Origin of the sequence: Alteromonas sp. KS69 (genome assembly GCF_003989595.1) — a bacterium.
Taxonomy (GTDB): domain Bacteria; phylum Pseudomonadota; class Gammaproteobacteria; order Enterobacterales; family Alteromonadaceae; genus Alteromonas; species Alteromonas naphthalenivorans.
In genome coordinates, this window is sequence record NZ_PYHU01000048.1 from 155,111 (window position 1) to 181,620 (window position 26,510).

The window sequence follows — 26,510 nt, forward strand, 5'->3', positions numbered from 1 at the left end:
TTTACCACATTTGATCTAATACAATAGGTGCGCAAACTTGAATATCTAGAAAGTCGTCGCGCTTATTCACTGCAAAATGACAATCAAAGGTATGTTCTAGGTTTTTAACCGACAATACCGACTCGGGTAAACCGAAACTTACGCTAGTACCCAACTTCATGAGCAGCATTTTATAACTATAGTTTGCGCTTAATGAAATGTCATGACTGCTTAGCACTAAGGTATTCCCTTTATTGCATAAGGCTTGAAACAGCGCCATCAATGCGTATTGATGGCGAATATCTACCCCTTGCAAGGGTTCATCTAACAATAAAAGCGCTTCCCCCCGCTTAATGGCAGGCCAAACTTGCAGCAGTGCACGGCAAATTTCAACGCGCTGACGCTCTCCACCTGAAAGTCGGTTTAAGGGCGTTTGATAAAAACCCGTTACTTCCAGTGTGGCCTCTAACAAACTGGGAAGTTCGAACGCCTGCTCACTTGAAAAAAACGAAAGGTATTCTCTTACTGATACCGCAAATACAGCTTCACTTTGCTGTGCTAATAAGGTTCTAAATGTTGCCAATGCACTTAGAGGCCATTGAGGTAGGGGTTGTTTTAGCAGTAAAGCCTCGCCATGTTCAGCGGGTAATACGCCTGCCATTATCGATAAAAGGGTAGATTTTCCAGCACCATTCGGCCCTAAAATATGGACGCAATCACCTTTATTGATATCAAGGGTGATATTCGTTAAACGCTTGTTCACGTTAATATTGCGCAATGAAATAACTGGGCTCATCGAAGCTGCCCTTTAAGTAATGCCCAAATGAGTAAAGGGCCACCGAGGGTGGCAGTGATCATCGATACCGGCAAGGTTATCGCACGCGTAAGTTCAGACATGAGCACCACAACAAGTAATAAACTGGCGCCACATAACGCGCTTGCTGGTAACAGTATTCTATTGTCATGGCCAAGAATAAGCCGAAGAATGTGGGGCACTAACAGCCCAACAAAGGCAATAGCACCCGCAATAGACACCGCCGCCCCTACCCCCACGGCGGTAGCAATAAGACTACGTTCGGTAAGTCGTTGCACATTCACGCCGCTACTTAACGCGGCTAAATCTCCAGCATACAGGCGATTGAATTTTGCAGATTGGCGTATTTGATACCATAAACTACCAACAATTAGTGGGCCGCTTACCCATAAAATAGGCCACGTGGTTTGATAGACACTTCCCATCAGCCAAAACGTTAAATTACGCAATGATTGGGCATCACTAAACATGTACAACCAAGCAATAACTGCCCCACTCAAGGTAGAGATAGCAATACCCGATAAAATAACAGCAACCGCAGAACCCAGAAGTTTTCTAGCAAGACGATAAATAACAAACGTTGTTATTAGCGCACCAATAAAGCAGCCTAAAGGCAGTATGTAATGAAGATAAGGCTGTGCCCACAAAGGAGTAAGTAACAACAGGGATGCAGCCACTAGGCTGGCGCCGCTAGTGATACCAATAATACCTGGGTCTGCCAACGGATTGCGCAATACTATTTGAAGGGTGGCACCACTGACTGCTAATACACTACCTACTAAGATAGCGGTAATGATAAGCGGAATTTGAAGCTGTAGTGTGATGTGTTGTTTTAATGCCGTGGGTGAATCGGTTAGCCATACCGTGGCTAACACACCAACGGTTAGCAAGAAGGTAACACTACAAAGTAGGAAGGTGGCAGCCCTTCCCTTTAACACAGTGTGCATATCTAGCTCTGTTGAATATGTGCAATTAGCACGTCAGAGGCCTCTTCAATTAAATCTAACACTAATTCAAAGCCCCGCTTTCCGCCATAATAAGGGTCGGGAACTTCTTTATCTTCACTGTTAGCGAAGTCTAAGAACAAGTGAATTTTTTCGTGGTGTTCCGGCGGCGACATTTCACGCAAATTGTCTAAGTTGCTATTATCCATCGCCAGAATGTAGTCGTACTTTTCGAAGTCTTTGTCATCTACCCGTCTACACTTTAAGCCTTTAAAGCTATAACCACGCTCTACGCCAACTGCTTGCGAGCGTTTATCGGGTTGTTTGCCAATGTGGTAACCATGGGTTCCTGCAGAGTCTATGTCTAGTTTTAAACCAGCTCGAGCGGCCTTAGCAAGAAACACAGCTTCGGCCGTAGGTGAGCGGCAAATGTTACCCAAGCAAACGAATAACACCGATGTGTTCTGACCCATATAAAAATTCCTTTAAAACCAATAACGGCACTAAGCTAAACTTTATGTTAACTTTCACGTAAATAACGCCGTTTAAAAAAATTGTGGAGCAGTAATGACCGCACATGTATTAATGTTAAGTAGTTCTCGTCAGGGCGACGAAGCGTACCTTGAACATGCGAGAAGCCTTATTCTTGCACACTTAGGTGGCATTCGCGACCTACTATTTATTCCCTACGCAGCAGTGACACAAAGCTACGACAACTATGTTTCAGCTGTCGCAACAGCCCTGCCAGAATGTAATGTGACAGGGATTCATACCTTTGATCACCCTGTAAAGGCTATTAATAATGCAAAGGCAAATAATCAAGCCATTGTAGTAGGCGGCGGAAATACCTTCCATTTGATGCATACTATATACCAACAAAACTTATTGGAACCACTTCAGCACGCCATTGCTGAAGGCACGCCATATATTGGCTGGAGTGCGGGCTCAAATATTTGTGGGCAAAGCATTCGAACAACCAATGATATGCCAATTGTTGAGCCAGAAAGCTTTAATGCGCTCAATGTAGTTCCTTTTCAGTTGAATCCGCACTACAGCGATTATCACCCGCCGGGGCACAATGGTGAAACACGTGATCAGCGATTGGCTGAATTTACGGTGCTAAACCCCACCACACCCGTGGTAGCCATTCGTGAAGGTACCGCTCTTTCTTTGTCCAAGCAGCAATTAACACTGGTGGGTGAGAAAGGCGGGTTTATATTTTTAGGTAACGAAAAGCGCCCAATCGCGCCAAATGAAAATTTAACAGAGCTTTTGAATAGCAGTTTGTAGCGCTTCGGTACTTGGCGCGCTTGAAAATGGCACTTCCAGCAGCAGCGGTGCTGGCATAACGTTTTTAAGCGTAGCTAAATTGTCATCATATCTAGACATACAACCGGTGATATCGTTAGCTACCCAACCTACAATATTAAGCCCGTCATTTTGAATTGCTTGCGCGGTAAGTAATGCATGGTTTAAACAGCCCAGCTTCATACCCACCACTAAAATCACGTCCATTTTTAAGTCGCTAACCACATCTGAAAGAAACAGCGTATCGGTTAACGGTAATCGCCAACCTCCCGCTCCTTCCATCAACAAAAGATCTGGAGTCTCTTGTTGCAGGCGAACTAGCCCTTCAACCACAGCTTCACTGGTTAATGTTACGCCCGCTTCTTTAGCTGCGATGTGCGGCGCAATCGGCGGAACAAACGTAATAGGATTGATAGAACTAATAGGCAGTTTAATACTACTTGCTTGCTGAATTTCAGATGCGTCTTCGTTTACCCAGTCGTTTCCCACTTTTTCACAGCCTGCCGAAATAGGTTTATAACCTAAGCTCGTTTTTTGCGCGCTTTCAGCGGCTTTTAGTAGATGGCAAGTAACGTAGGTTTTACCTACTTCGGTATCGGTTCCGGTAATGAAATACTGCTTCATGGTTTCTCTAGTCTGAAATGACACACTTTGTAAGTAAGAGGTAGCACGCCATCGACAGCGCTAATATTTTTATAGGCCAACGACAATTTCTTAATATCACTACGTGACAGCGATTGCTGTTTAGCGCCCGTAGCCCCCGCCCCTACGTTTTTAATTGAACGAAGTAAAGAAAGTACATCTTGGTGCTCATCAACATAATCTTTATTAATAAGACGGCTAACCCGCAGCCCAGCCCCAAGAAACGAATTAAGCCACAACCTAGCTTCGGGCAAACGTGTTACCGCAGCAGGTAGTTGGGCAACACTTCTCGCTTTTTGAAGCTCAGAAAAAGAACCACTCACCATAATGGCAATTTCCGCCATGCCCGATGGCTTAAGTACGCGGTAAAGTTCGCTAGCCACTGCTTGCGGGCTGTTACACCACTGCAATGCCATAGAGGAGAATACCGTACTAAAGCAGCTATTTTGAAATGGTAGAGACTGTGCCGACCCCTGCTTGAAATTAACATCAGGGAAGCGGGCTTGTGCTCTGTGTACCATGCCTGGTGCAATATCTACCCCGGTGACGTTAGCGCCACGTTGCTGAAGTTCGTCACTATGGGCTCCCGTTGCACAGCCAATATCAAGTAAGTCGCCTTTTAAAGAAATAGGTAAGTTGTTTAACCCTGCCTGCGCAATTTCGCACTGAATATGCGCTTCGTTATCGTACTTATTTGCGGCTTTTGAAAATTGCTTCGCGATCACCGCTTCACTGATCCCGCTTTCAGATTGTGAGTCTAATAAACCATCGGAGTGACTAGCAGCATGCACTGCAACTGCGCCCTGTTGGCAAAGCGGTTGAGATAAATCTTGTTTAAGCGGCTGTGGCGCTTGTTTAGCTAAAGATTGCGGGCTCATGATATCGACTCCATCGCAAGGGCAATAGCATCAACAAGTACGTCTATATCTTGCTGGGTATGAGTAGCGCTTAGTGTAATGCGCAATCGGTCTTCCCCTTTTGGTACGGTAGGGTAGCGAATAGCAGGTATCCATATGCCTCGGGCTTTTAGCGCATCACTCAATGCTAACGCACGCTCAGGGCTACCTACAATAATAGGTTGGATTGCACTATGTAAATTAGCCAAGACTAAATCATGATGGGTATTTGACGAAGCTTTGATTGACGAAGCTTTGATTGACGAAGCGTTGTTCGATGACGCTTTGAGTATGTGTCCATTTTCGTCTTCGCTGTCATCATTGCTACAACGTGCACTCCCGATTTGGGTACTAAACCGTTCACGAAAATACGCGATATTGTGATTCAAGGCATCGGTTCGACTTGAATCAGCGGCAATATGGGTTAACGAATATAATGTTGCTACTGCTTGGGCCGGTGGCATGGCAGTGGAATAGACATAATGCTTGGCAAAATTGACTAGGTAATCAATGAGCGCCTGGCTTCCAGCTATAAACGCACCTGCGGTTCCTACGGCTTTACCGAAGGTGCCCATCACGATAGGAACATCGGTTTGAGACAACGCCTGCGCTTCAACGCTGCCCAGCCCGTTTTCACCTAATACACCCATACCATGGGCATCGTCTACCATTAGCCATGCTTTGTTTTGCTTTGCTATACCCGCCATATCACGAAGGGGGGCGCTGTCGCCGTCCATACTGAATACACCTTCAGTGACGACTAACTTGTCACTGTTACTTGTGGTATCAACCTTTTCTAATAAATTGGATAGGTGAGCTAAATCGTTATGCCTAAAGCGACGCAGCTTGGCTTTGGTTGCCATAGCACCTTCAAGGAAGGAGGCATGCATAAGCCGATCGGCAAAAATTTCACCGGAATGTTTAATGCCGGCTGCGGCACTTGGGGTTTGATTACTAGCACTTTTATTACTAGCGCTTTGATTATGAGCACCACTAAATAGCGCCATACATAATGCTTGGTTAGCCGCAAAACCCGAATTAAACAACAACGCAGCGTCTCGATTTAAACCGTCGGCAATGTACGCCTCAAGAGCCAAATGTGCTTGGGTATGGCCCGTTACCAGGGGCGAAGCACCGCTGCCACCACCAAATTGTGCCAAGCCTTCTACCCAGCTTTGCAACACGCCTTCGTGTTGCCGCATGCCAAGGTAATCGTTACTGGCAAAATTTAAATAGTGCTCACCATCAATACAGATAATGTTGTCTTTTTCGTATTGCTGGCATACCCGCTTGCGCAGGTAACCTCGCTGAGCCCGCTCACTTAAGCGGGCTTCAAGCCAATCGAAGGCCATTATGCCTCCGCGGGCTGCTGTTTTTGTTTACGCGGTGCGCTAGCGTCGTAAAATAAATCGCTAGCATCAGAACCTTGTTCTTGTTGCTGCGCAATTTCTTCTTCTAAGACTTGCTGATGTGCTTCATCAGAAAAATCGCGAGTACGTTCGGTGTTTATACCTAACTTCTTAAACAAGATAACGTCTTCGTGGGTGTCAGGGTTAGACGTAGTCAGCAACTTACAACCGTAGAAAATAGAGTTCGCACCGGCCATAAAGCATAGCGCTTGCATCTGTTCATTCATGGCTTCACGGCCTGCTGATAAACGCACATGAGATTTAGGCATCATGATACGGGCTACCGCGATGGTGCGGATAAACTCGAAATAATCTAAATCTTCTAAACTGGCTAGTGGCGTACCTTTTACTTTAACCAACATGTTAATTGGCACACTTTGCGGTTGTTCCGGCAAGTTCGCTAATTGAATCAATAAGCTAGCTCTGTCGCCCGCGGTTTCGCCCATACCCACAATACCGCCAGAACACACATTCATGCCTGCCGCGCGTACGTTTTCAAGGGTGTTTAGTCTGTCTTGATAGGTACGAGTGGTAATGATATCGCCGTAGTATTCAGGCGAGGTATCAAGGTTGTGGTTGTAATAATCTAGACCAGCCTGTTTAAGCGCTACCGCTTGGTCGCGGGTTAACATGCCAAGGGTCATGCAGGTTTCAAGGCCAAGTTGTTTAACCTCTTCCACCATTTTTACAATATAAGGCATATCTCTGTCACGTGGGTTACGCCATGCAGCACCCATACAAAAACGAGTAGAGCCTACTTGCTTGGCTTCTTTTGCTCGTTCAATCACTTTTTCGATTTCAAGCAAACGCTCTTTTTCTAAGCCGGTATCGTAACGCGCGCTTTGCGGACAGTATTTACAATCTTCCGGGCATGCACCGGTTTTAATCGACAACAAGGTGCTTACTTGTACTTCGTTTGGATTGAAGTGTTGTCTGTGAACTACCTGCGCTTGAAACAGCAAGTCGTTAAATGGCAAGGCATATAACGCCTCTACTTCGGCTTGTGACCAATCGTGACGAATTGTATTATTTTGCGCGTCAGGCGCTGAAGCCAGAGTCATTGACTGTCCTTTACTAATTAAGAATGCTAGCTTAGTCTATGCTCCAAACACGAGTTGTCAACTCTAACCATTTCAAAAGCTTTACTAACGGTTGAATTTTGAACAATATAGATTTTGATAAGAAACACATTTGGCACCCTTATACGTCAGCAACCAACCCCTTGCCTTGCTATGAAGTGGTTGGCGCTAAAGGAGCAGAGCTTGCGCTTTCAACGGGCGACGTTTTAGTAGATGGCATGTCGAGTTGGTGGGCGGCCATTCACGGTTACAACCACCCTGTATTAAACCAAGCGGCCCACAGCCAAATAGATGCTTTTTCCCATGTGATGTTTGGCGGTATTACCCACCAGCCAGCGGTCGACCTATGTCGCACGCTTCTAGAAATGGTGCCTGATGGTCTTGAACGGGTCTTTTTAGCCGACTCCGGCTCGGTCTCGGTAGAAGTGGCTATCAAAATGGCCATTCAATACTGGGCGTGCCAAGGCCGCCCTGAAAAATCACGCATCGTGGCACCGCGTAATGGTTATCATGGCGATACGTTTGCGGCCATGTCGGTATGCGATCCGGTAAACGGCATGCACAGCTTATTTGAGAGTGTATTAAGCAAACAACTATTTGCCCCAGCCCCACAAACCCGTTTCGGCCAGACGTTCAGTGAAGACGACATTTTACCTTTAGCCGAGCTGTTCGAAAATCATCATCATGAAATGGCAGCGCTTATTCTTGAGCCCGTAGTTCAAGGTGCGGGCGGTATGCGTATTTATCACCCTGAATATTTAAAACGCTGCCGCCAACTCTGCGACAACTACGACGTGCTACTTATCTGTGATGAAATCGCTACGGGATTTGGGCGAACAGGCAAGCTATTCGCCTGTGAACATGCCGGCATTTCGCCAGACATTATGTGTTTAGGAAAAGCTATTACTGGCGGTTACATGACCCTAGCGGCCACCCTATGTACTGAAGATGTAGCGTTGGGTGTTTGCCAAGGCTCCCCCGGTGTATTCATGCATGGACCTACTTATATGGGTAACCCATTGGCTTGCGCCGTGGCAAACGCCAGCTTGGCACTTATTAATGAAAATCACTGGCAGCAACAAATCCCCGCCATTGAGAAACAATTACACACTGAACTGTCAAAATGTGCCAATCTGCCTACGGTAGCCGATTTAAGAGTGCTAGGCGCAATAGGTGTTATTGAAACCGTTCACCCTGTTAACGTGGCCGATATTCAGCGTCATTTTGTAAAACAAGGTGTGTGGATACGGCCTTTTGGTAAGCTGGTATACATTATGCCTCCGTACATCATTAGCCCAGACCAGCTGAGCAAACTCACCCATGCTATTTACACTTATTTAAGCCGGACAGTAAGGTGACTTATAAGGTTAAAAAACAAGGCAAAAAATAGGGGTGAAAATTAAGGGGTGCGATGACTGGTCTAATAAAATTTATATGCTTTTAATTGCTGAAAAATAACTTTAGGTCAGTCATTTATATGTTCATACGCGTTGTCGATAAAATCGTTTTTGCCACTCTGTTTGTTGCCGCATTGCAAGTGCCTATTTTAGCCGATCACTATAGACAGTATTTAAGCGGCTATTACGATGCAACCCGCGAAGAAGTGTCGGCCATGTCGGCATTAGCAACGCAGCATGGCTATGCATCAGTGGGGGCAATGTTAAATGCACTAAGGCAAAACAGTGAAGCTGTGGTGAGGGCAGATGCAGAACGTAAATCGGCGCTTTACACCAAGCTAAGCCATATAGAGCAAGGGGTCAAGACCCTTGAGTACGGGCATTATTATGAAAAAGCCTGGTATATGGTCTCCCCTTCAAACGCGCCTACGCTGCAAAAGGTGTTGGGTAATTTCAGCCCGTCGGTGCCGCTTACGCCATCTTCCATTATTTTCAGTTTTATTACTGCTTTGCTAGTTAATTTATTATTGTGGAGCCCTTACCTTTGCTACTGCCAAGTTAGGCACTTGAAGCACAAACCGCGGCACGCCAGCTATCGCTAACGCACTTTTTGCGCTGCCTATTTCCCTATCTATTTCCCTGTCTATTTCTCCTACTTTTTTCTTCTAAAATGCACTTTGAGTAAATTCTATGCAAATTTGGCACTCTCCATGCAACAACCTTATTACGAGTTTTATTGTTTCAGCATAAACAAACTATGCCAATTACAAAAAACGCAATTATTTTAGTTAGTTAAATAGTAAGGAAGAATCATAATGCCTACTGACGCACAATTACTTATTGGGAAAGTGTTGCAAATAAAAGACAAAATTAGTGCAAAACGTCATTGCATCCCTAACGAGTTACAGACTGAATGGAACGCACTTGATAAGAAAACAGCCTGCTTCGAAAGCACAGCCATTTTTAAATCTGCGGTGAAAGGTCAACATACCAGCAAGCAACTTGCCTACTCTGGTTCAGTTAAGGAATTATCAGGTTTAGTTAGCCGCTTGAACGCGCTAAATGAAGAAGTTACGATTGCGCAGGTTAAGCACTAACAAAGGCGCTGCTATTTTCTAACTCAAGCTTCTCAAACAAAGGTTCTCAAACAAAGGCTTTTAGGCTCTACCTTAGTTTTTGTTTCTTAGTGTTGTGAAAACAACTGCGCCTTTTATTATTGAAGCAATCTTGGCTATTGGGCATACCTTTGTAGCTACATAAGGCTTTAGAAATTAGTACTTAATATACCGGTTATTTACGTAGCAGCTTTTGTAGACAATAGCACTAACGTACGCACTTTGCGTGTACCGTAACTGGCTAAGCGAACAAAGTCGTCTCTTGCCACCGGAATGTGTTGAAATTCAACACGCTGACTTTCGTTTTGACTATTGCCTTCGTCAGCATCGGGATCGTGCAAGTAAAAGCATTGTTCATCGTAACTGGTAATAGCCACCCAATGTGGTGCTTTTTTCTTATCAAATGCATAGGTGCTTATTAAGCACACCACTGCTTTACCAGCATCTAGGGCCTGTTCTATAACATCAACCCGCCACTCTTCAGTAGCAATAGCCATATTGCTTTTTTGTGCTTGAAGCAAAAAGTCAGCTTCTACTTGCCCAACAATATGCTTTTTATGCTCACTTCTTACGCCATCTACAAACAATGGCAAAGGCTGGTTAATCAGAACTTCTGCCGTAAACCCTTCCAATTGTGCCGCTAGCGCCAATCCAATAGGGTGGCAACCGCCATGACCTGACGTCATAAATATTGTGGTCGCCGTACGCCAAATCGCCAATTCTTTTTGCTGGTTCATTCCATAGTTATTTTGCAACGAACACATGGCCATCATCAGTGCCGATGGCCCACAGGTAAATTCAGTCGTTTGCTGATACCAAGGGTATATAGCGTGAGACATGGCTTTCGATGTCACCAGTACCTTCTGCATACGCAAGGCATTTGAATGATCGTCGTAGTAATCAACGTACATACCGAACTGTTTAAAGCCTAGCCGTTGGTAAAGTGAAATAGCGTCCTTATTGTCTGCAGACACTTCCAGGCGCATAAAGCGCTTTCCCCTGGCTAACGCCTGCTCCCCTAGTCTCGCTATCAACTTTTCAGCGATTCCTAAACCACGGGCTTCGGGCAACACCGCAATGGAATACAACCGAGTAAGTTGTGTTCCTCTGCGCAGCAACAGTAATCCATAACCCGCTAGAGTAACTCCTTGTGCGGTGTGATGCTCGGCAATATAAAATTCAGCATGTTTGGCCGTAACGTAAAAACGAAAACGACGGACATTCAGCTTATCGCTTTTAAAGCATGTGTTTTCGATGTGTTGTATTTGTTTCACATCATCTAACGTAGCTTTTCTCAATTTAACATTGTTCGCAGCATTCTTTTCAGCTTCATCCCCACCTTTATATTCATGCAAAAGTTTATTGTATTCAGAAGCAAGTGCACTGTTCATGCTTATCGTCCTCGCCGCTCTAGTCTGTCCGCAAATTCTTGCATAATTAACTCATACAAGGCTTTGCCTAAATACTTATCTTCCACCCCAGCATCTATGCTCGGGTTGTCGTTTACTTCAATCACGTATACCTGATTGCCTGAATGCTTGATGTCTACACCGTATAAACCATCACCCACAACCTTTGCTGCTTTAATTGCTGCCTGCAATACCGGCTTAGGTACTTCAAAGGTTGGCATAGTAGTAAAGCCACCGGATGAAAAACGCTCGCCTTGATGGTGATAAATTTGCCAATGATTTCGCGCCATAAAATACTGACACGCGTAAATCGGCTTACCGCCCAACATACCAATACGCCAATCAAACTCGGTAAAAATATATTCTTGAACCAGTACTAAGGCAGATTCTGCTAACATCTCGACTAATCGGGCTTTTAACACATCGCGGCTTTCTGCTTTGTGAACCCCCCTTGAAAACGAACTTTCTGGCAACTTCAATACCAAAGGTAAGCCGAATTCTTCAATAAGCTTATCGCAGGTTTCATCATCTGAATTCGACACAAAGGTGGCTTTCGGTGCCGGTACTTTTTGATAAGTAAACGCATCTTGTAAAAACACTTTATTGCAACAGCGCAATATAGACTGGGTATCATCCATCACTATCACCCCTTCTCGCTCAGCCGCTCTGGCTAAACGGTAGGTATGATGGTCTATCGCCGTAGTTTCACGAATAAATAACGCATCATAGTGCCCCAAATCTTCAGGCGACAAACGTGAAACCACATCAGCTCTAAAACCCACCTTCTCAGCCGCTTTTACAAAGTGACGAATGGCTCTTTCATCGCTAGGAGGCGTCGACTCATCAGGGTTAACTAAAATAGCCATATCCCAACGAGTGCGCTTACTTACTTTAGAAGCGCGCCACTGTTTCGTAGTGTAGTTTTCTAACTGTGCAATACACTGTTGCTGTTGTTTACTGTCTAGCGCGGTAAAGGGCTTCGCAGCAATATCAGCAAAGCCAACCACATTATGTTTACTACTTACTTTTTTACCTTCCTTTTTGTCTGCACGGGAATCAGATACCGACAGGGTAAGTAGCAAAATTGGACACGGATATTTTTCAAACGCTTGACGGGCGACACGCTTGAAACGCTGATCTTTAACTTCACCAAAAAGTACTAATAAAGGTGCAGTAGGAATGTCAATTTCATCCACGGGTAGCGACAATGCAAAAGGCAGCCTATCCACACTGCGTGCTTCTGCTAGTCGTAAATCGTTTATGGTATTTACACCGGGTAATACTAAATGGTTACGCGCCTGCGCTAACAATGAACAGTAATACCCTTGGCTTAAATAGCGGGTAGTATCACACAGGTTTATCACCCGTATTTTTGGTTCATTAAGCTTCGGAAACTCCGCCAAGTAATCTTGAAAGGTAAGTACCGTTAACGCTGTTTCGCTAAATGGCGTAACATCGTCAGCCACAATCAACGTATTGTGCATGTAATTCGCTTCTAAATAATATTAAGTAAGTTACAATTCGAGTAGTGCGATATTTGAAGTAATACTCACTACCGCTCGAGTAAGATTGGCGCTGAGTTTACGCCGAAAGTGAAAATTGCAAAGCGAATTGAGCACGGCTTTTTTTCATCGTTAAGACAACGAAAACTAATCTATCCAGTAGGGTTATTGATAGCGAAGAGCTGTCGCACGTTAGAAGGCGCTAGTCTGTGATTCACACTCAGCCGAAATGAGGCGAAAGCCGAAGAAAGCGATCGTTTTCACTTAGCTTTTTTATAAAAAATACTGCGAACATATTTTAGAGAAACAAGTAGGAGATTGTATGTTATTAGCCAGTTTAGCCATTCTTATTGGGCTGCCGGTTTTGCTATGGAGTGCAGGAAAATTTGTAGGCGGCGCGGCATCTGTTGCCAATCACTTTGGGGTGTCTCCGCTTCTTATTGGTATGCTCATCATTGGTTTTGGAACGTCAGCCCCTGAAATCATTGTCTCAATCTTCGCCGCTATTCAAGGGAACTCGGGTATTGCATTGGGTAACGCCTACGGGTCAAACATTGCCAACATACTGCTTATTTTGGGATTAACCGCGCTTATCAGCCCTATTGCGGTTAAATCGAACATTATTAAAAAAGAAATTCCCGTACTACTGGGCATTACTTTTTTTGCCTCTTGGCAGGTGCTAGACCAAACGGTATCAAAGGATGATGCATTCTCTTTACTTGGCTTATTTGTATTGCTGATCTCTTGGAGTATTTGGCACGGCATGCAAGGCAGTAAAGATAAACTCGCCGATGAATACAGCGAGGAAATCAATGCATCTGAAGGCACAATCAAAACCCACATTGTATGGCTTCTTACCGGCCTATTACTGCTAGTGGCTAGCTCTCGCATGTTAGTGTGGGGAGCCGTTGAAGTTGCTACGTACTTTGGTGTTAGCGATACCATCATTGGTTTAACGGTTATTGCCATTGGTACGTCGTTACCTGAACTCGCCTCCTCTTTAATAGCGGTGAAAAAAGGTGAGCATGACTTAGCCATAGGTAATGTTATTGGCTCGAATATGTTTAACACATTAGCTGTTGTGGGTATTGCGGGTACTATTCAGCCTATGTCAGTCAGTGCAGATTTCTTGTATCGCGATGTAGTGGTGATGCTAGCAGCCACTGTGGCACTATTTGTATTTTGCATCGGCTTTAAACGCCAAGGGCGCTTAAATCGAGTAGAAGGTGGCGCTTTTGTGGCAGCTTACGCCATTTACACTTATTGGCTCATTAGCATTGCCTTTATGTAGCAGCCCCCATGGTAGTGGCCAGCGTAATAAGGCTAATCACAGCTATGCTGGCCAATACGAATAAATTAAAACCGAATTGATCGCCCTGTCGCCTGCTTCGGCGGGCGCGCATTACAATACTCACCAAGCTCACCAACAAACACACTTGCAGCATGATTTGCATGGCTTTTACATATTCAGCCGACCAGCCTGTATCGCCTTCAATGCCCCAATATTCTTGAACGCCACTGATAAAATCGGGGCGCGCAAAGTGAAATAGAACCAGGGTTACGACCAATGCTAACCACCCTAGTACATTCAGGGCCAGCATCACACGAAAGAAATTCGTTTCGGTTCTAGGTCTTGAACGTCGCTCTTCAACACCGTACGGATTATATTTATTTCCCATTTGTCACTCTGTTCTCTGGCATCCCGCTTTAGGTTGAGTATACTAGCGTGCTATTGGATTATGCGTTATTAGCGGTATTTATTTTTAGTCCTCTTGTAAACGCCATTCTCGCGTTTTTAAAATGACTAAGTGCTATCTCGCTTTTTCAGGATGAAAATTCTAAAACATGCTGAATTATCGGCAAAAAATCCAAAAGATTGACGTAAAAACCATTATTAGTGCAAATGCACATTGTTGTTGCGTGTGGATAATGACACAAAACAGCATAAATCAGTGAGACGGAGAAATTAACATGACGCATGCGCCCGTTGTCGACGTGCTTAAAGGTAAGTACGCAGTTGGCGAATCGGTAACCGTTAAAGGTTGGGTAAGAACACGCCGCGACTCTAAGGCTGGGTTATCTTTTATAGCACTACACGATGGTAGTTGCTTTGACCCTATTCAAGTGGTAGCACTGAGTTCTCTGTCAAATTACGCTGACGTACAGCGTTTAACAGCAAGTTGCTCACTATCGGTAACGGGTGTGGTAAAAGCATCTCAAGGCCAAGGCCAATCGGTAGAAATTGAAGCAACTGAGGTTGAGGTATTAGGCTGGGTAGAAAACCCAGATACCTACCCAATGTCAGCTAAGCGTCACAGTATCGAGTATTTGAGAGAGTACGCTCACTTGCGCCCTCGTACTAACGTAATTGGTGCGGTAACCCGTGTGCGTAACTGCTTGTCACAGGCCATTCATCGCTTCTTCCACGAACGCGGCCACTTTTGGGTATCAACCCCAATTTTAACCGCAAGTGACACAGAAGGCGCTGGTGAAATGTTCCGCGTATCTACATTAGATATGATGAACTTACCACTAGACGACAAAGGTAACGTTGATTACTCAGAAGATTTCTTCGGTAAAGAAACTTACCTTACCGTTTCGGGTCAGTTGAACGTTGAAACTTACTGTACAGCTATGTCTAAGGTTTATACCTTTGGGCCTACTTTCCGCGCAGAAAACTCGAACACATCTCGCCACTTGGCTGAATTTTGGATGATTGAGCCGGAAGTCGCTTTTGCTGATTTGAGCGATATTGCTCAGTTAGCTGAAGATATGCTGAAATATGTATGTAAAGCCGTACTTGAAGAGCTGCCAGATGACATGAACTTCTTTGCTCAGCGCATTAAAAAAGATGCCGTTGAACGCTTAGAAAAGCTAGTGAGTTCTGACTTTGTTCGCATGGACTACACAGACGCTATCGACATTCTACAAAACTGCAAAAAGACGTTCGAATTCCCTGTTGAATGGGGAATTGATTTATCTTCTGAGCATGAGCGCTATTTAGCCGAAGAACATGTTGGCGCGCCTATCATTATGCAAAACTATCCTAAGGATATTAAAGCATTCTATATGCGTATTAACGACGACGGTAAAACCGTTGCAGCTATGGACGTCCTTGCACCAGGTATTGGTGAAATTATTGGTGGTTCGCAGCGTGAAGAACGTCTTGATGTTTTCGATGCCCGTTTGGAAGAAATGGAATTGTCGAAAGAAGACTACGCTTGGTATCGCGACCTTCGCCGTTATGGCACCGTACCTCATTCTGGTTTCGGACTAGGTTTCGAGCGCTTGGTTGCTTATGTGACTGGTATGCAAAACGTACGTGATGTTATTCCATTCCCACGTACACCAGGTAACGCAAGCTTCTAAATGTCGGAAATCTTGTTTATGTAAAGCCAGCACCTTGTGCTGGCTTTTTGTTTTCTGCAGTCAGCGTTTCTTACCACTCATAACTTCACGCTATTTTATTAAGGCGTTATGCCATTGCCAATCGCTGCTGAGCGACACGGTATTACCGTATAGGAATAGCCAATATCATTATTTTCTAAAAGGCTGATAGTTAAAATTTCATAGTCGTTCAATTCCACAACTCGTGTACCTTCGGGGTTAGCGCAGCGAGAGAACTCATCAGCTTCATAATGGAAGATAAACTCAGCAAGCAATTGCATCTGCATAAGTCGAAACTTAGCACTTTGAGCAGCAAGGTCAAAGCTAACCACTTTTTCATCTTCGGTTGAGCCTGGCGAGGTAGCATCTGGTAATGCTTTTGAATCGGCTTCGAGAACTGCAGAAGATTTACGCTCAGCTTCAAATTCCGCCTCAATCAGCCCTTTTAAATTATTAGCAGCGTCAGCCAACCTAACCGTTTTTTTTGCGTTGCCGATTTGGGCATCATTCACACCTTTATCTTCAACTTCAGAGCTGGTCGACACGACTTCAGAGGGCGTGTCTGAGAAAAAGCTCACCACCCCCGATTCCATCGACACTTCTAACACCTTTACCAATATCAATATCGTCCATAAGTAGCGGACTAAAGCAGTGGTGAACACAAACCGGTAGTCTGGCGCATGCCATAAGCCATGAACGCCAAAAGGCTTTAGCAGCAGTAATGCAATTAAGTACAGCGGCATGACTAATTGAACAAGTACCAGCGCTAAGAGCGTGGTGATAAAAAACCAGCTTGGTAGCATGAGGATAATGGCGAAATTATGACTGTAAGGCAGTGATGCTGCGCTGACACCCGAAACGCTATTCACTAATCCACTTGCCGAAGCCAACGCAAAATTGGCGATTACAGCATAAATGAAAAGGATCAAAGCTTTACCTGGTAAGCTATTCCATACCACCATGAACCTTGGCCAGAATTCATGAAGAATGGCAATCGTCACCAATGCGCCAATTACGATGTTAAAGAAAACACCCTGAATATCGAAAAACAGTTCACTAAAATACACCAAGGTTGCAGCAGCATAACAACGCTGCGCCAAATTCAGGCTTTTCCAAAACGTTGTTCCCCTTGAAGATCGTTTTAGTAAGCCACGCTCGATTACGCGCTTAAATACCCCAAAGCGGCGCTGGATTTGAATTTTTATGTTCATGTAATGTCTTATGTTGTGATTATTTTTAGTTGTACTTCTCAGCGAAGCTTCCCGCTAACCGTGGAATACGCTATTCTGTTAACAATTACAATTCAACGGTTTAACCGTCGTTTTTATAGTTTGGGTATACATTCCGGCTCTAAGGCTTGGATCTACAGTTCGATGTTTCCATTTAAAATAAGGTAGTCGTTTTCTTACCCCTATGGCTGAAGGTAATAGGTTAACCCTCGTTTGCGAACAATGCCATCATCGCGTTGTATTGCCAGAATTGAATCATCGAGAACGGGCAGTATGCCCTCGATGCCATCATACCTTGCTCACATTTAAGAGAAATGCGAGCGAGCGGCTTTTGGCGTTTTCAATAAGTGCGTTTGTGTTCTTGGCCCTATCCCTACCTTTTAACTTTTTGACTTTTAAATCAAGTGGTCAGAAGCATAGTATCGATCTTCCCGGTGGTCTTTCTGTTTTAATGGAAAATGACTATTTATCGTTGGCTATTATTACCGGATTAGCGACGTTAATTTTACCCGGCATGGTGCTTTTAGGTTTTATTACCCTTGGGTTAGCACATTTAAACAATGCAAGAACCCCATTTATTAAGCGAATGTTTTATTGGGTAAGAGCCTTGCTACCGTGGAGTATGGCCGAGATATTCTTAGTTGGAACATTAGTTAGTTTGATAAAAGTCTCCGAACTCGCCGATGTAGCTATTGGTATGTCTTTTTACGCTTTTATTGGTTTTACCGCATTTATGGCTCTTTCTATGTCGAACTTTGACAGTACAGGGTTTGCGTTGTGGCTGCACGAAGGCAACTTACCACCGCCAAAACCTTTAGAAGAAAAACAAGCCAGTGGCAGTATACAACGCACTTGGGCGCTGCTACTTACATCAACTATTTTGTATATCCCCGCTAACGTATTACCTATCATGCGAACTGAATTTTTTGGTCAAGAAACCCCAAATACCATTATAGGCGGCGTGATCACGCTGTGGGAGGGGGGCTCCTACCCCATCGCCATTATTATTTTAGTGGCCAGCGTAGTGGTACCAGTCGCTAAAATTATCATTCTGTGTTGGTTGAATCTAAGTGTTCAACTGGGCCGAACAGGCTCTACACAATTACGCATTCGCTATTACCGCATCACCGAAGCAATTGGACGCTGGTCTATGATTGATGTTTTCGTTGTCGCGGTATTGGTTGCATTGATTCAAATGGGTAATACACTTTCTATTTTCCCTGGCCCCGCAGCGCTTGCGTTTTGCGCGGTGGTCTTTACTACGATGATAGCCGCGATGACATTTGATTCACGGTTAATTTGGCAGCATTGGAAACAACTACCATGACAGAAGAGGCAAAAGTTACGTCCACAAAATCAATCTCTCGTATATGGATCATTCCCATATTAGTAGTCGTGGTTGGTGGCTGGATGGTTTATCAACAATGGAAAAACCAAGGGCCTCTAATCACCATAGAGTTACAATCTGCCACTGGCATTGAAGTTAACAAAACCCCAATCAAAGTGCGGGATTTAGATGTGGGGCAAGTGAAAAAAATTACGCTTAAGCCTAACTTGGACGGTGTATTAGTAACTGCGCGCATCGATGCCAATGCATCTCACCTACTTACCGATAAAAGTGAATTTTGGGTGGTAGCCCCGCGAATTAGTTTTTCAGAAGTGTCCGGTCTAAACACCTTACTCTCTGGTAGTTATATCGCCATGGCTGCGAATGACAGCGGTAAAGAACAGCTCAATTTTATCGCCCTCGAGCGCCCTCCGGTAACACCTGCTGGCACACCTGGATTACACGTCATTCTGCAAAGCGATGATGAGTTTGCTTATAAACCAGGCGACCCCATCATTTACAAAGGCTTCAAAGTCGGTGAGTTTAAAGATGCGGTCTTTAATATTGAAGAACGTGTGGTGTACTACGATGCGTTTATTGAAGCCCCCTACCATAAGCTTGTTACCGAGAATACGCGTTTTTGGGATGTAAGCGGCGTAAAGCTTAAGCTTGAATCAAGCGGCGTAAAAATGGAAACCGGCAGTTTAGAAACCCTGTTAGCCAACGGTATTACCTTTGGTGTACCTGAAGGGGTTCAAATTGGTGAGCAAGTGGTAGAGAACGCGTTTTTTACTATTTACGGCGATATTGCTACTGCCTCCAATGCACGGTACAAGCTTACCGCCGAGTATGTGCTTTTAGTTGATGAAAGTGTTCGTGGGCTTACCGTAGGCGCCCCCGTTGAATACCGAGGTATTGAAATCGGTAATGTAACGGCTATTAACTCGTTTCCTGCCGTGGAAGGCAACATACTTGAACGGGATTATCCCATCCCCGTCATTATTAACATCTACCCTGGAAAAGTCAGACAGCCGGACACAGAAGAAGGCTTGAATGCCATCAAACAAACCATACGCAATTGGCTTCGTAAAGATTTAAGGGCTACCCTCCGAATGGGTAATGTACTCACCGGTGGTCTTTTTGTAGACTTACAGCACGTTTCAAAACCTGACGACAGTGATGAAATAGCGGTGCTGAACGGTTACGAAGTGATCCCAACTGTATCTAACGAGTTTACGCAAATTACGCAAAAAGCAGATGCGATTTTAGACAAGATAAATCAACTGCCTTTGGGTGACATGGTATCAAACGTATTATTGGCCGTGGAAGATATGAAACTGGCTGCGCAGTCTGTTGAAACGGCGAGTGATGACTTTGATTTGCTTATTGAAAATGTAGATACAGAGCTGCTTAACACTAACTTAAATCAAGTATTGATAAGCTTAGACAGCTTGTTAAAAAACTACAGCGAAGGGGGCTTGAGCCAGTCTGAAATCAAAGAAACGGTAGATACTATGCAAGATACTATGCGTAATCTTCAGCCTTTGTTATTAAAGCTGAATCAGTCACCGAATAGCTTAATTTTTACTGATAGCAATAGCTCTGGTATTGAACCAAAAGCGAAAAATTAGCGAAGTAGAAACTTAGTCAACTAAGAACTAAAATACGTATAAGGCTTCTGGGTTTGCGTGGGCAAGTAAATGCCAACCTAGAAGCGGCTGAGCTAAGCGCTATCTATGTACTGTAAGGATAATAATGAACACTTTTATTAACAATAGGAATGCGCTGGTTTGCAAAGTTATTAGAGCAAGATTAATTTTCGCTGCTTTTCTTGGCGCTTCACTAGTAGGCTGTGCTTCATCTGGCAGCGCACTGCAATATTACTTGCTACATTCAACGACTTCGTCTTTTGCAAATGAGTATGAAACTCCCCCCCATCGTTTATTAATAAATAAGATTATCCTTCCCGACTATCTAAAACAGCGTGGCCTTGTTTATCAAACCAGCTCTACCAGTTTACATATCGCGACTGATCACCTTTGGGCCGAGCCACTTGATGAGGGTATTACTAAGTCATTAAAAGCATCGTTGCGCTCCCAAGGTGTAATGTTAGTTACCCACAATATGAATGCAAAAGAGGCTAATGACTATTTAACCCTACAGATAGACGACTTTATCGCGACATGGCAAGGCGATATTATTCTGAGCGGTCAATACACTGTAAAACATATCGACGAATCGCAGTCAGCAACGGATTTTGAGTACACACTCCCCCTTGCAGTTGATGGATTCCCTGCAAGTATCGAAGTGATGCGAGAAGCTATTCATGCCTTGGCGGAAAATATCGCTAGCGAAGCCACAAAGGGATAACCCTATTTTTATGATTAGTGCCATTAAAAAGTTTGTAGACCTTGGAACCGACGCATCTCTGTCTGACGATCTAAATCGTCGAATCAGAGTCGTTAACATGTTCTCTGCGGTTGGGATGACCGTGACTTTTTTACTTGGGTTTCGGGCACTGTTTGCACAAGAAACATTCTTAACCTGCGTGTTATTTTCTGCCACCATACTGTTTGCAATATCTCATAAACTACAAGCAATGATAGGGGCAAAGCGAGGCAGTTTCATTTCTGCTACCGTTTTAATTGCCTGTCTAATGTCACTTATGCTGATACTAGTCGTGACTGGTGGTAGTGAAAATACGGGGCCTCTTTGGATATTTACCGTTCCCTCCGTCACCATGTTTTTTACCGGTTTTCGCCGGGGGCTAATGGCGCTAACAGGTTTTGCCGCAGTTATTATTGTCATATTTTTTACACCCGATAATGCCTTATTGGCGACAGAGTATTCTTTCGAGTTTAAAACGCGTATTGTTTATACTTTCATCACGGTTTCTTTCCTATCCGCAGTTTATGAATATAGCCGTCAACGTAGCTACAATACGGCCGTGTACCTGAGCGAACAGTTCAAACGTCAAGCCAGATACGACCCCCTTACCACCATTTTAAACCGTAGAGGCGGGCAGCAGCAGCTTGAGCAAGAACTCAGCAGAATGCAGAGAAACAAAAAACCATTTTCTATCGCGCTCGCTGATATCGACCGCTTTAAATCTATAAATGATACCTTCGGACACGATGCGGGTGACGAGGTTTTAAAAAAGGTTGCCAGCGTTTTCAGCAGTCGCTTGCGCGCTCAAGATGGTCTATCACGATGGGGCGGCGAAGAATTTTTATTTATTTTTCCAGAAACCAATGAGCAAGATGCGAGAATGGTGACTGAACAAATAAGAGAAAACCTGAGTGCTAATGCCATTCCGGTTGATAACAAATCGCACCGTGTTACATCAAGTTTTGGGGTGTGCGAGATTACGCCGTCTATGACACTCACTACTGCGTTAAACTTGGCCGACCAAGCGTTATACCAAGCAAAAAATGACGGTAGAAATAAAGTATGTACCGCAACAGAGCACAAGCGTAAAAGTAGTCGCTAGACTAATCAACCAAAGATATTCCCTCCCTCAATCCCCTTACGTATGCAAGCATTGGTCTCCCTGAGTCTTTACATTTATTGACTCACGTTTAGTTACAATTGATGAATAACTTAGACACAGTTTGTCGTTAAACTCCACTCAGCTAATTTTTTTAAAAAGACCCGATTATGAAATGGATGAAATTCATACTTCCCGTTGCCATCTTGGTAGTAAGTTACTTTATAATGAAAGGCATTGAGGCCTCTGCCTCAGATTCAGCCATAACTGAAGCGGTAGACACCCGTCCCACCGTCACTATCGAGCACATTGATGTTGAAAGCTCTGTCATCACATTATCTTCATATGGGGAAGTGCAGCCACTAGAAAGTACAAACCTTGCTGCTCAGGTCTCGGGTGAAGTCGAGTCTTGGAACCCCAAATTTGTAAGTGGCGGACTGGTTCGACGAGGTGAAGTATTATTCTCGGTTGAAAAAGATGCCTACGAGGCAGCGCTATTACTCGCGCAAGCTAACCTTTCCAGCGCACAAGCCCAATTAATACAAGAGCAAGCTCAAGCGGATGTAGCGGCTCGAGAGGCCAAATCTATGCCTGATGCAAGGGTCACCGACTTGTATCTTAGAAAGCCGCAAGTTATGAGCGCACAAGCATCGGTTAAATCGGCAGAAGCTCAACTCAAAATTGCCAAGCGCGACTTAGATAACTGCGAAGTGGCTGCCCCTTATGATGCCCTTATTATTTCAAGAGAGATCAGTACCGGCGATTATGTTACCCAAGGCACAACCGCGGCGGTTATCAATAATATTGAGCAGGCAGAAATCACCTTCCCTATCGCGGGGTTCGACCGGGTATTCTTAGATGAAAACACCCTAGGAACAAAAGCGATACTTACCCTTGACGATGTAAGCAAAACGCAAGTTACCGCGACAATTCATCGTGACACGGGCGTTATCGACAGTGCCACCAGAATGACCCATTTTGTAGCCAGAATTGAAGACCCTTACGCCCTGAATGCAACTAAACCTATCGTGAAATTCGGTACCTATACCACGATAAGTTTTGAAGGTAAGACGCTAGAAAATGTATACCGTATTCCTCAAGAATTAGTCACCAACCGCACGCTTTGGACAATAGATGAAGAAAGTAAGTTGGTCTCGAAAAAAATTCAGGTTATTCGTGAAGATGGCAGCGACTTTCTTATTCAAGGCACTTTTAACCCGAACAAAGTGGTGATGTCTTTACCTGAATACCCTCAAAATGGCATGGAAGTAAAAGTCATCGATAACAGCGCTGATTTTGCGGCGAGCAGCGACACCGCGAAATAGGAGCGTCACTATGAATAAAACAAATTCAGAAACGGGCATTATCGCGTGGTTTGCCAATAACGCCGTAGCCGCGAACCTATTAATGATATTTATCATTTTGATGGGCTTGGCCAGTTACTTTACGATTCAGCGCCAAATGTTTCCCAACATCGAAATAAACTACATTACGGTGTCGGCACAATATCCTGGTGCATCTCCACAAGAAATAGAAGAAAGTATTCTTATTAAAGTAGAAGAGGCGCTAAAAGACGTTACCGAGATTAAAAGAACAGTAGCCCGCGCTTTTCGTGATTCTGGAACCGTAACACTTGAAATTGATACCGATGAAGAACTCACCGATGTACTCGATAAAGTTAAACTGAGAGTTGACGGTATTGCTACCTTCCCTGCGGGAATGGAGCCGGTAAATATATCGCAAATTGAGTTTCAACAAGACGTGATTGAAATGCCATTGGTGGGCGATTTACCTCTTCCAGAGCTTAAAATCATCGCCAATGAGATTGAAGATGAACTGCTTCAACTAGGCAACGTGTCCTTAGTAGAAGTGTCTACACCCAGTGATGAAATTGCCATTGAAATAAAGCCAGAAATGTTGCGTAAATACAGCCTTAGCATTGCCGATGTTAGCCGTGCAATAAGCAACTATTCTACTAACATATCAGCCGGTCAGCTCCGTACTAATGCAGGCATCATTTCTGTTCGGGTAGAAAACCAGTATTACAGCGGAAATGAGTTTGCCCAAATTCCCGTTAAGATTGGCACTGCAGGGGCCAAAGTCACTTTGGGTGACATTGCTACAATTAAAGATGGCTTTACCGAAGGCGAACGATACTTTAAATACAATGGTAAAAACGCCATTTACATGTCGGTAAGTGCGACTAAGTCGCAAAATACCATCCCCGTGGCTAACACGGTGAAAGCCTATATCGAGCAAAGAAATAAAACCCTTCCCAATGGGGTGAGCTTAGAAATATTGGTAGATATGACCTACTACTTGAATGCTCGCTTAGATATGATGCTTAAAAACCTGTTTCAAGGCTCCATTCTTGTCGCCTTGATGCTAACCCTATTTCTACGTTTCAAGCTGGCCTTGTGGGTAATGGTAGGCTTACCGGTATGCTTCTTAGGTGCTGTTATGCTAATGCCGATATTTGGCATCAGTATTAATATTCTTTCGTTATTCGCTTTCATTATGGTGCTAGGTATTGTGGTAGACGATGCCATCGTCATAGGGGAAAGTGCCTATACCGAAATAGAAAGCAAAGGCGGCGGCATTGATAACGTAGTACGGGGCGCAAAGCGTGTTGCTACGCCAGCTACATTCGGTGTTTTGACCACCATTGCCGTGTTCGCTCCGTTTACCCTAAGTAGCGGCCCTGAAGGTGCCTTCTTCTACAATATCGCAATTGTGGTTATCTTTTGCTTAGCGTTCAGCTTAGTTGAATCGAAGCTAATACTACCAGCACATATTGCCCATACACACTTTACACCGATTAAAAAAGGAAGCTGGCGGGATAAATTTAACACCCGATTCTACAGCTTTGTAAACGGTCCTTATAAACGCACCGTTGAGCGCGCGTTAAAGTGGCGTTGGGCGGTGTTTTTCCTATTCTTTGGGATATTGATGATTAGTATCGGGCTAATCAACGCAAACTATGTGCGAATGGTGCCTAATCCGAAAGTGCCTCATGACTTTCCTAGCGTTCGCATTGAAATGAATGAAAACGTGTCAGATACCGCCACCATCACAGCGTTAAAAACGATAGAACAAACTATTTTAGACGTTGAAGAACAAGTTATTGAAGAGTTTGGCACCGGTATGATCCGCGACAGACTGGCCTTCAACAATGAGCGTACCCAAGGCCAAATTCTGACTCCGTTGGTGCACGAGGACAAACGCCCTATTGATACCTTCGAGTTAGCAAGGCGCTGGCGAGAAGCCATACCGGACATTCCCGGTATGAAGTCGTTCACCGTGATAGACGATGTGAATGGCGGAAATGGTGATGATGGTGAATTTGGCTATCTCTTATTCGGCCCTGATATCAACACATTGAACGCTGCAGGTTTGAAGTTTATTGAAATGCTTCAACAACAAGATGGACTATTTGACGTTAGTTCAACCATAGATCCTGCCAGCAAAGAAGTGCAATTAGTTATGTTGCCGGTGGCCTATCACCTAGGTTTAACCCTTTCTGACATTGCCTCTCAAGTTGGCGCTAGCTTCTATGGCGGCGAAGCACAACGCGTTATTCGTAATGGCGAAGAAGTGAAGGTAATGGTGCGCTATCCCGAACTTACCCGTGAGCGTTTTGCTGATTTGAAATATACCGTTATTAAAACGCCTGAAGGTCGTGATGTATTACTTGGCGATGTAGTCTTGTTAGAAGAAAAACCAGGCATCAGTTATATCCGCCGTGAAGGTGGATATCGTAGCGTGTATGTGTGGGGCAATATCGATGAAGAGGCGGTAGAGCCGAACGAAGTGGTAGAGCAGATTAAGGAAAAACTACTTCCACAGTTACAGGAAGAATTCCCATCAGTGATGACCGAGCTTGGCGGGGATATTGAAGAACAGCAATCGCAGCAAAGTGAGCAATTATTGTTTTTCTTAGCCGCGATGATTATGGTCTATATTCTTCTGGCCGTACCGCTTAAAAGCTACGGGCAACCGCTTATCATAATGTCGGTTATTCCATTTAGCTTTACTGGAGCTATATGGGGCCACTTCTGGCTCGGCCTAGATTTAAGCATGATGTCTACTTTTGGTCTGATAGCCGCCGCTGGTGTGGTGATAAATGATTCCCTAGTAATGACAGACTTTGTTAATCAACGCCGCGCACAAGGTTACAGTGTTAAAGAAGCGGTAACAGAAGCTGGCAGTGCGCGCTTCAGGGCTATCACACTGACTTCGATTACTACCTTTGCCGGTGTACTGCCGATTATGTTTGAAAGTAGCCTACAAGCGGCGTTCGTCGTACCCATGGCCGCCGCACTCGGTTTTGCCGTACTTTACGCCACACTGGTCACATTAATTTTAGTGCCTTGCTTGTACTTAATCATGCTCGACTTAGCCGTACCGTTTTCGTGGATAAAACGTAAAATCTTTCGTAGATCTCGTGCAAATGATTCTGAGGTGGAGGTTGAGATTGAGTATGGCAACTAGGTAAGATTTTTTAACGTCTAACAATATTCCCACTGGTGTATAGCGGTGGGAATATTAAGACGCAGAAAGAAAATATTGTGGGGTTCACTAGTATG

General features: G+C 44.4%; 23 protein-coding genes. 12 read left to right on the forward strand and 11 right to left on the reverse strand.

Annotated features, from left to right (window positions below; all coding sequences use genetic code 11):
• Position 1: 1 nt before the first annotated feature.
• Genes C7Y69_RS20020 through C7Y69_RS20030 form a run of 3 tightly spaced genes read right to left on the reverse strand, consistent with a single transcriptional unit; the run spans position 2 to position 2,210 of the window.
• The gene (locus C7Y69_RS20020; protein WP_013784811.1) at positions 2–775 is read right to left on the reverse strand and encodes an ATP-binding cassette domain-containing protein; all 774 of its coding nucleotides are present in this window, start codon (positions 773–775) and stop codon (positions 2–4) included.
• Complete coding sequence (locus C7Y69_RS20025; RefSeq protein ID WP_126873949.1) at positions 772–1,740, reverse strand: FecCD family ABC transporter permease; 969 nt, start codon at positions 1,738–1,740, stop codon at positions 772–774. Before C7Y69_RS20025 ends, C7Y69_RS20020 begins: the two co-directional genes overlap by 4 nt.
• A 2-nt stretch (positions 1,741–1,742) precedes the next feature.
• On the reverse strand, positions 1,743–2,210 hold the full coding sequence (locus C7Y69_RS20030; protein WP_126873950.1) for a low molecular weight protein-tyrosine-phosphatase: 468 nt from the start codon (positions 2,208–2,210) through the stop codon (positions 1,743–1,745).
• A gap of 94 nt (positions 2,211–2,304) precedes the next feature.
• Here C7Y69_RS20030 and pepE point away from each other — a divergent pair, with 94 nt between their 5' ends.
• Positions 2,305–3,027, forward strand: a complete 723-nt coding sequence (pepE, locus tag C7Y69_RS20035; RefSeq protein WP_126873951.1) for a dipeptidase PepE — start codon at positions 2,305–2,307, stop codon at positions 3,025–3,027.
• Here the strand turns inward: pepE and bioD are convergent.
• The 4 genes from bioD to bioB are packed head-to-tail and all read right to left on the reverse strand — an operon-like array spanning position 2,998 to position 7,053.
• Positions 2,998–3,669 carry a dethiobiotin synthase gene (bioD, locus tag C7Y69_RS20040; RefSeq protein WP_013784815.1) on the reverse strand — a complete coding sequence of 224 codons (672 nt, stop codon included), beginning with the start codon at positions 3,667–3,669 and terminating at the stop codon, positions 2,998–3,000. The genes pepE and bioD overlap by 30 nt on opposite strands.
• Complete coding sequence (locus C7Y69_RS20045) at positions 3,666–4,565, reverse strand: methyltransferase domain-containing protein (RefSeq protein WP_013784816.1); 900 nt, start codon at positions 4,563–4,565, stop codon at positions 3,666–3,668. Before C7Y69_RS20045 ends, bioD begins: the two co-directional genes overlap by 4 nt.
• Entirely contained in the window at positions 4,562–5,935 is a 1,374-nt protein-coding gene (locus tag C7Y69_RS20050; protein WP_126873952.1) for an aminotransferase class I/II-fold pyridoxal phosphate-dependent enzyme, read from the reverse strand. The genes C7Y69_RS20045 and C7Y69_RS20050 overlap by 4 nt, the downstream gene beginning before the upstream one ends.
• A complete protein-coding gene (bioB, locus tag C7Y69_RS20055; RefSeq protein WP_013784818.1) occupies positions 5,935–7,053 on the reverse strand; it encodes a biotin synthase BioB in 1,119 nt (372 codons plus the stop codon). The genes C7Y69_RS20050 and bioB overlap by 1 nt, the downstream gene beginning before the upstream one ends.
• A 98-nt stretch (positions 7,054–7,151) precedes the next feature.
• Here bioB and bioA point away from each other — a divergent pair, with 98 nt between their 5' ends.
• The 3 genes from bioA (at position 7,152) to C7Y69_RS20070 (ending at position 9,565) form a co-directional block, all read left to right on the forward strand.
• Positions 7,152–8,429, forward strand: coding sequence for an adenosylmethionine--8-amino-7-oxononanoate transaminase (bioA, locus tag C7Y69_RS20060; protein ID WP_126873953.1), 1,278 nt, complete (start codon positions 7,152–7,154; stop codon positions 8,427–8,429).
• 119 nt (positions 8,430–8,548) lie between these two features.
• The gene (locus C7Y69_RS20065; RefSeq protein ID WP_126873954.1) at positions 8,549–9,070 is read left to right on the forward strand and encodes a DUF2937 family protein; all 522 of its coding nucleotides are present in this window, start codon (positions 8,549–8,551) and stop codon (positions 9,068–9,070) included.
• 213 nt (positions 9,071–9,283) lie between these two features.
• Positions 9,284–9,565, forward strand: coding sequence for a hypothetical protein (locus C7Y69_RS20070; protein ID WP_013784821.1), 282 nt, complete (start codon positions 9,284–9,286; stop codon positions 9,563–9,565).
• 197 nt (positions 9,566–9,762) lie between these two features.
• On the opposite strand, the gene C7Y69_RS20075 is transcribed toward C7Y69_RS20070, so the two are convergent.
• Both C7Y69_RS20075 and C7Y69_RS20080 read right to left on the reverse strand, forming a co-directional pair.
• Positions 9,763–10,974, reverse strand: a complete 1,212-nt coding sequence (locus C7Y69_RS20075) for a GNAT family N-acetyltransferase/peptidase C39 family protein (RefSeq protein ID WP_126873955.1) — start codon at positions 10,972–10,974, stop codon at positions 9,763–9,765.
• Positions 10,975–10,976: 2 nt separating this feature from the next.
• The gene (locus C7Y69_RS20080; protein ID WP_126873956.1) at positions 10,977–12,476 is read right to left on the reverse strand and encodes a RimK family protein; all 1,500 of its coding nucleotides are present in this window, start codon (positions 12,474–12,476) and stop codon (positions 10,977–10,979) included.
• A gap of 340 nt (positions 12,477–12,816) precedes the next feature.
• On the opposite strand from C7Y69_RS20080, the gene C7Y69_RS20085 reads away from it, so the two are divergent.
• Positions 12,817–13,785, forward strand: a complete 969-nt coding sequence (locus C7Y69_RS20085; protein ID WP_013784824.1) for a calcium/sodium antiporter — start codon at positions 12,817–12,819, stop codon at positions 13,783–13,785.
• On the opposite strand, the gene C7Y69_RS20090 is transcribed toward C7Y69_RS20085, so the two are convergent.
• Positions 13,778–14,173: a hypothetical protein gene (locus C7Y69_RS20090; RefSeq protein WP_013784825.1), complete on the reverse strand. Its 396-nt coding sequence runs from the start codon at positions 14,171–14,173 to the stop codon at positions 13,778–13,780. The genes C7Y69_RS20085 and C7Y69_RS20090 overlap by 8 nt on opposite strands.
• Before the next feature lie 292 nt (positions 14,174–14,465).
• Between C7Y69_RS20090 and asnS the strand changes: the two genes are divergently transcribed.
• Entirely contained in the window at positions 14,466–15,863 is a 1,398-nt protein-coding gene (asnS, locus tag C7Y69_RS20095; RefSeq protein ID WP_013784826.1) for an asparagine--tRNA ligase, read from the forward strand.
• 98 nt (positions 15,864–15,961) lie between these two features.
• On the opposite strand, the gene C7Y69_RS20100 is transcribed toward asnS, so the two are convergent.
• A complete protein-coding gene (locus tag C7Y69_RS20100) occupies positions 15,962–17,092 on the reverse strand; it encodes a hypothetical protein (protein WP_126873957.1) in 1,131 nt (376 codons plus the stop codon).
• A 202-nt stretch (positions 17,093–17,294) separates the two neighbouring features.
• Between C7Y69_RS20100 and C7Y69_RS20105 the strand changes: the two genes are divergently transcribed.
• The 6 genes from C7Y69_RS20105 to C7Y69_RS20130 all read left to right on the forward strand — a co-directional run bounded on the left by C7Y69_RS20105 (position 17,295) and on the right by C7Y69_RS20130 (position 26,415).
• Complete coding sequence (locus C7Y69_RS20105) at positions 17,295–18,437, forward strand: paraquat-inducible protein A (protein WP_083820155.1); 1,143 nt, start codon at positions 17,295–17,297, stop codon at positions 18,435–18,437.
• Entirely contained in the window at positions 18,434–20,068 is a 1,635-nt protein-coding gene (gene pqiB, locus C7Y69_RS20110) for an intermembrane transport protein PqiB (RefSeq protein WP_126873958.1), read from the forward strand. The genes C7Y69_RS20105 and pqiB overlap by 4 nt, the downstream gene beginning before the upstream one ends.
• Before the next feature lie 124 nt (positions 20,069–20,192).
• Positions 20,193–20,807, forward strand: coding sequence for a membrane integrity-associated transporter subunit PqiC (locus C7Y69_RS20115; RefSeq protein ID WP_126873959.1), 615 nt, complete (start codon positions 20,193–20,195; stop codon positions 20,805–20,807).
• A 10-nt stretch (positions 20,808–20,817) separates the two neighbouring features.
• The gene (locus C7Y69_RS20120) at positions 20,818–21,927 is read left to right on the forward strand and encodes a GGDEF domain-containing protein (protein ID WP_126873960.1); all 1,110 of its coding nucleotides are present in this window, start codon (positions 20,818–20,820) and stop codon (positions 21,925–21,927) included.
• A gap of 167 nt (positions 21,928–22,094) precedes the next feature.
• Positions 22,095–23,249, forward strand: coding sequence for an efflux RND transporter periplasmic adaptor subunit (locus C7Y69_RS20125; protein WP_126873961.1), 1,155 nt, complete (start codon positions 22,095–22,097; stop codon positions 23,247–23,249).
• Positions 23,250–23,259: 10 nt separating this feature from the next.
• Positions 23,260–26,415, forward strand: coding sequence for an efflux RND transporter permease subunit (locus C7Y69_RS20130; RefSeq protein ID WP_126873962.1), 3,156 nt, complete (start codon positions 23,260–23,262; stop codon positions 26,413–26,415).
• Positions 26,416–26,510 lie beyond the last annotated feature (95 nt).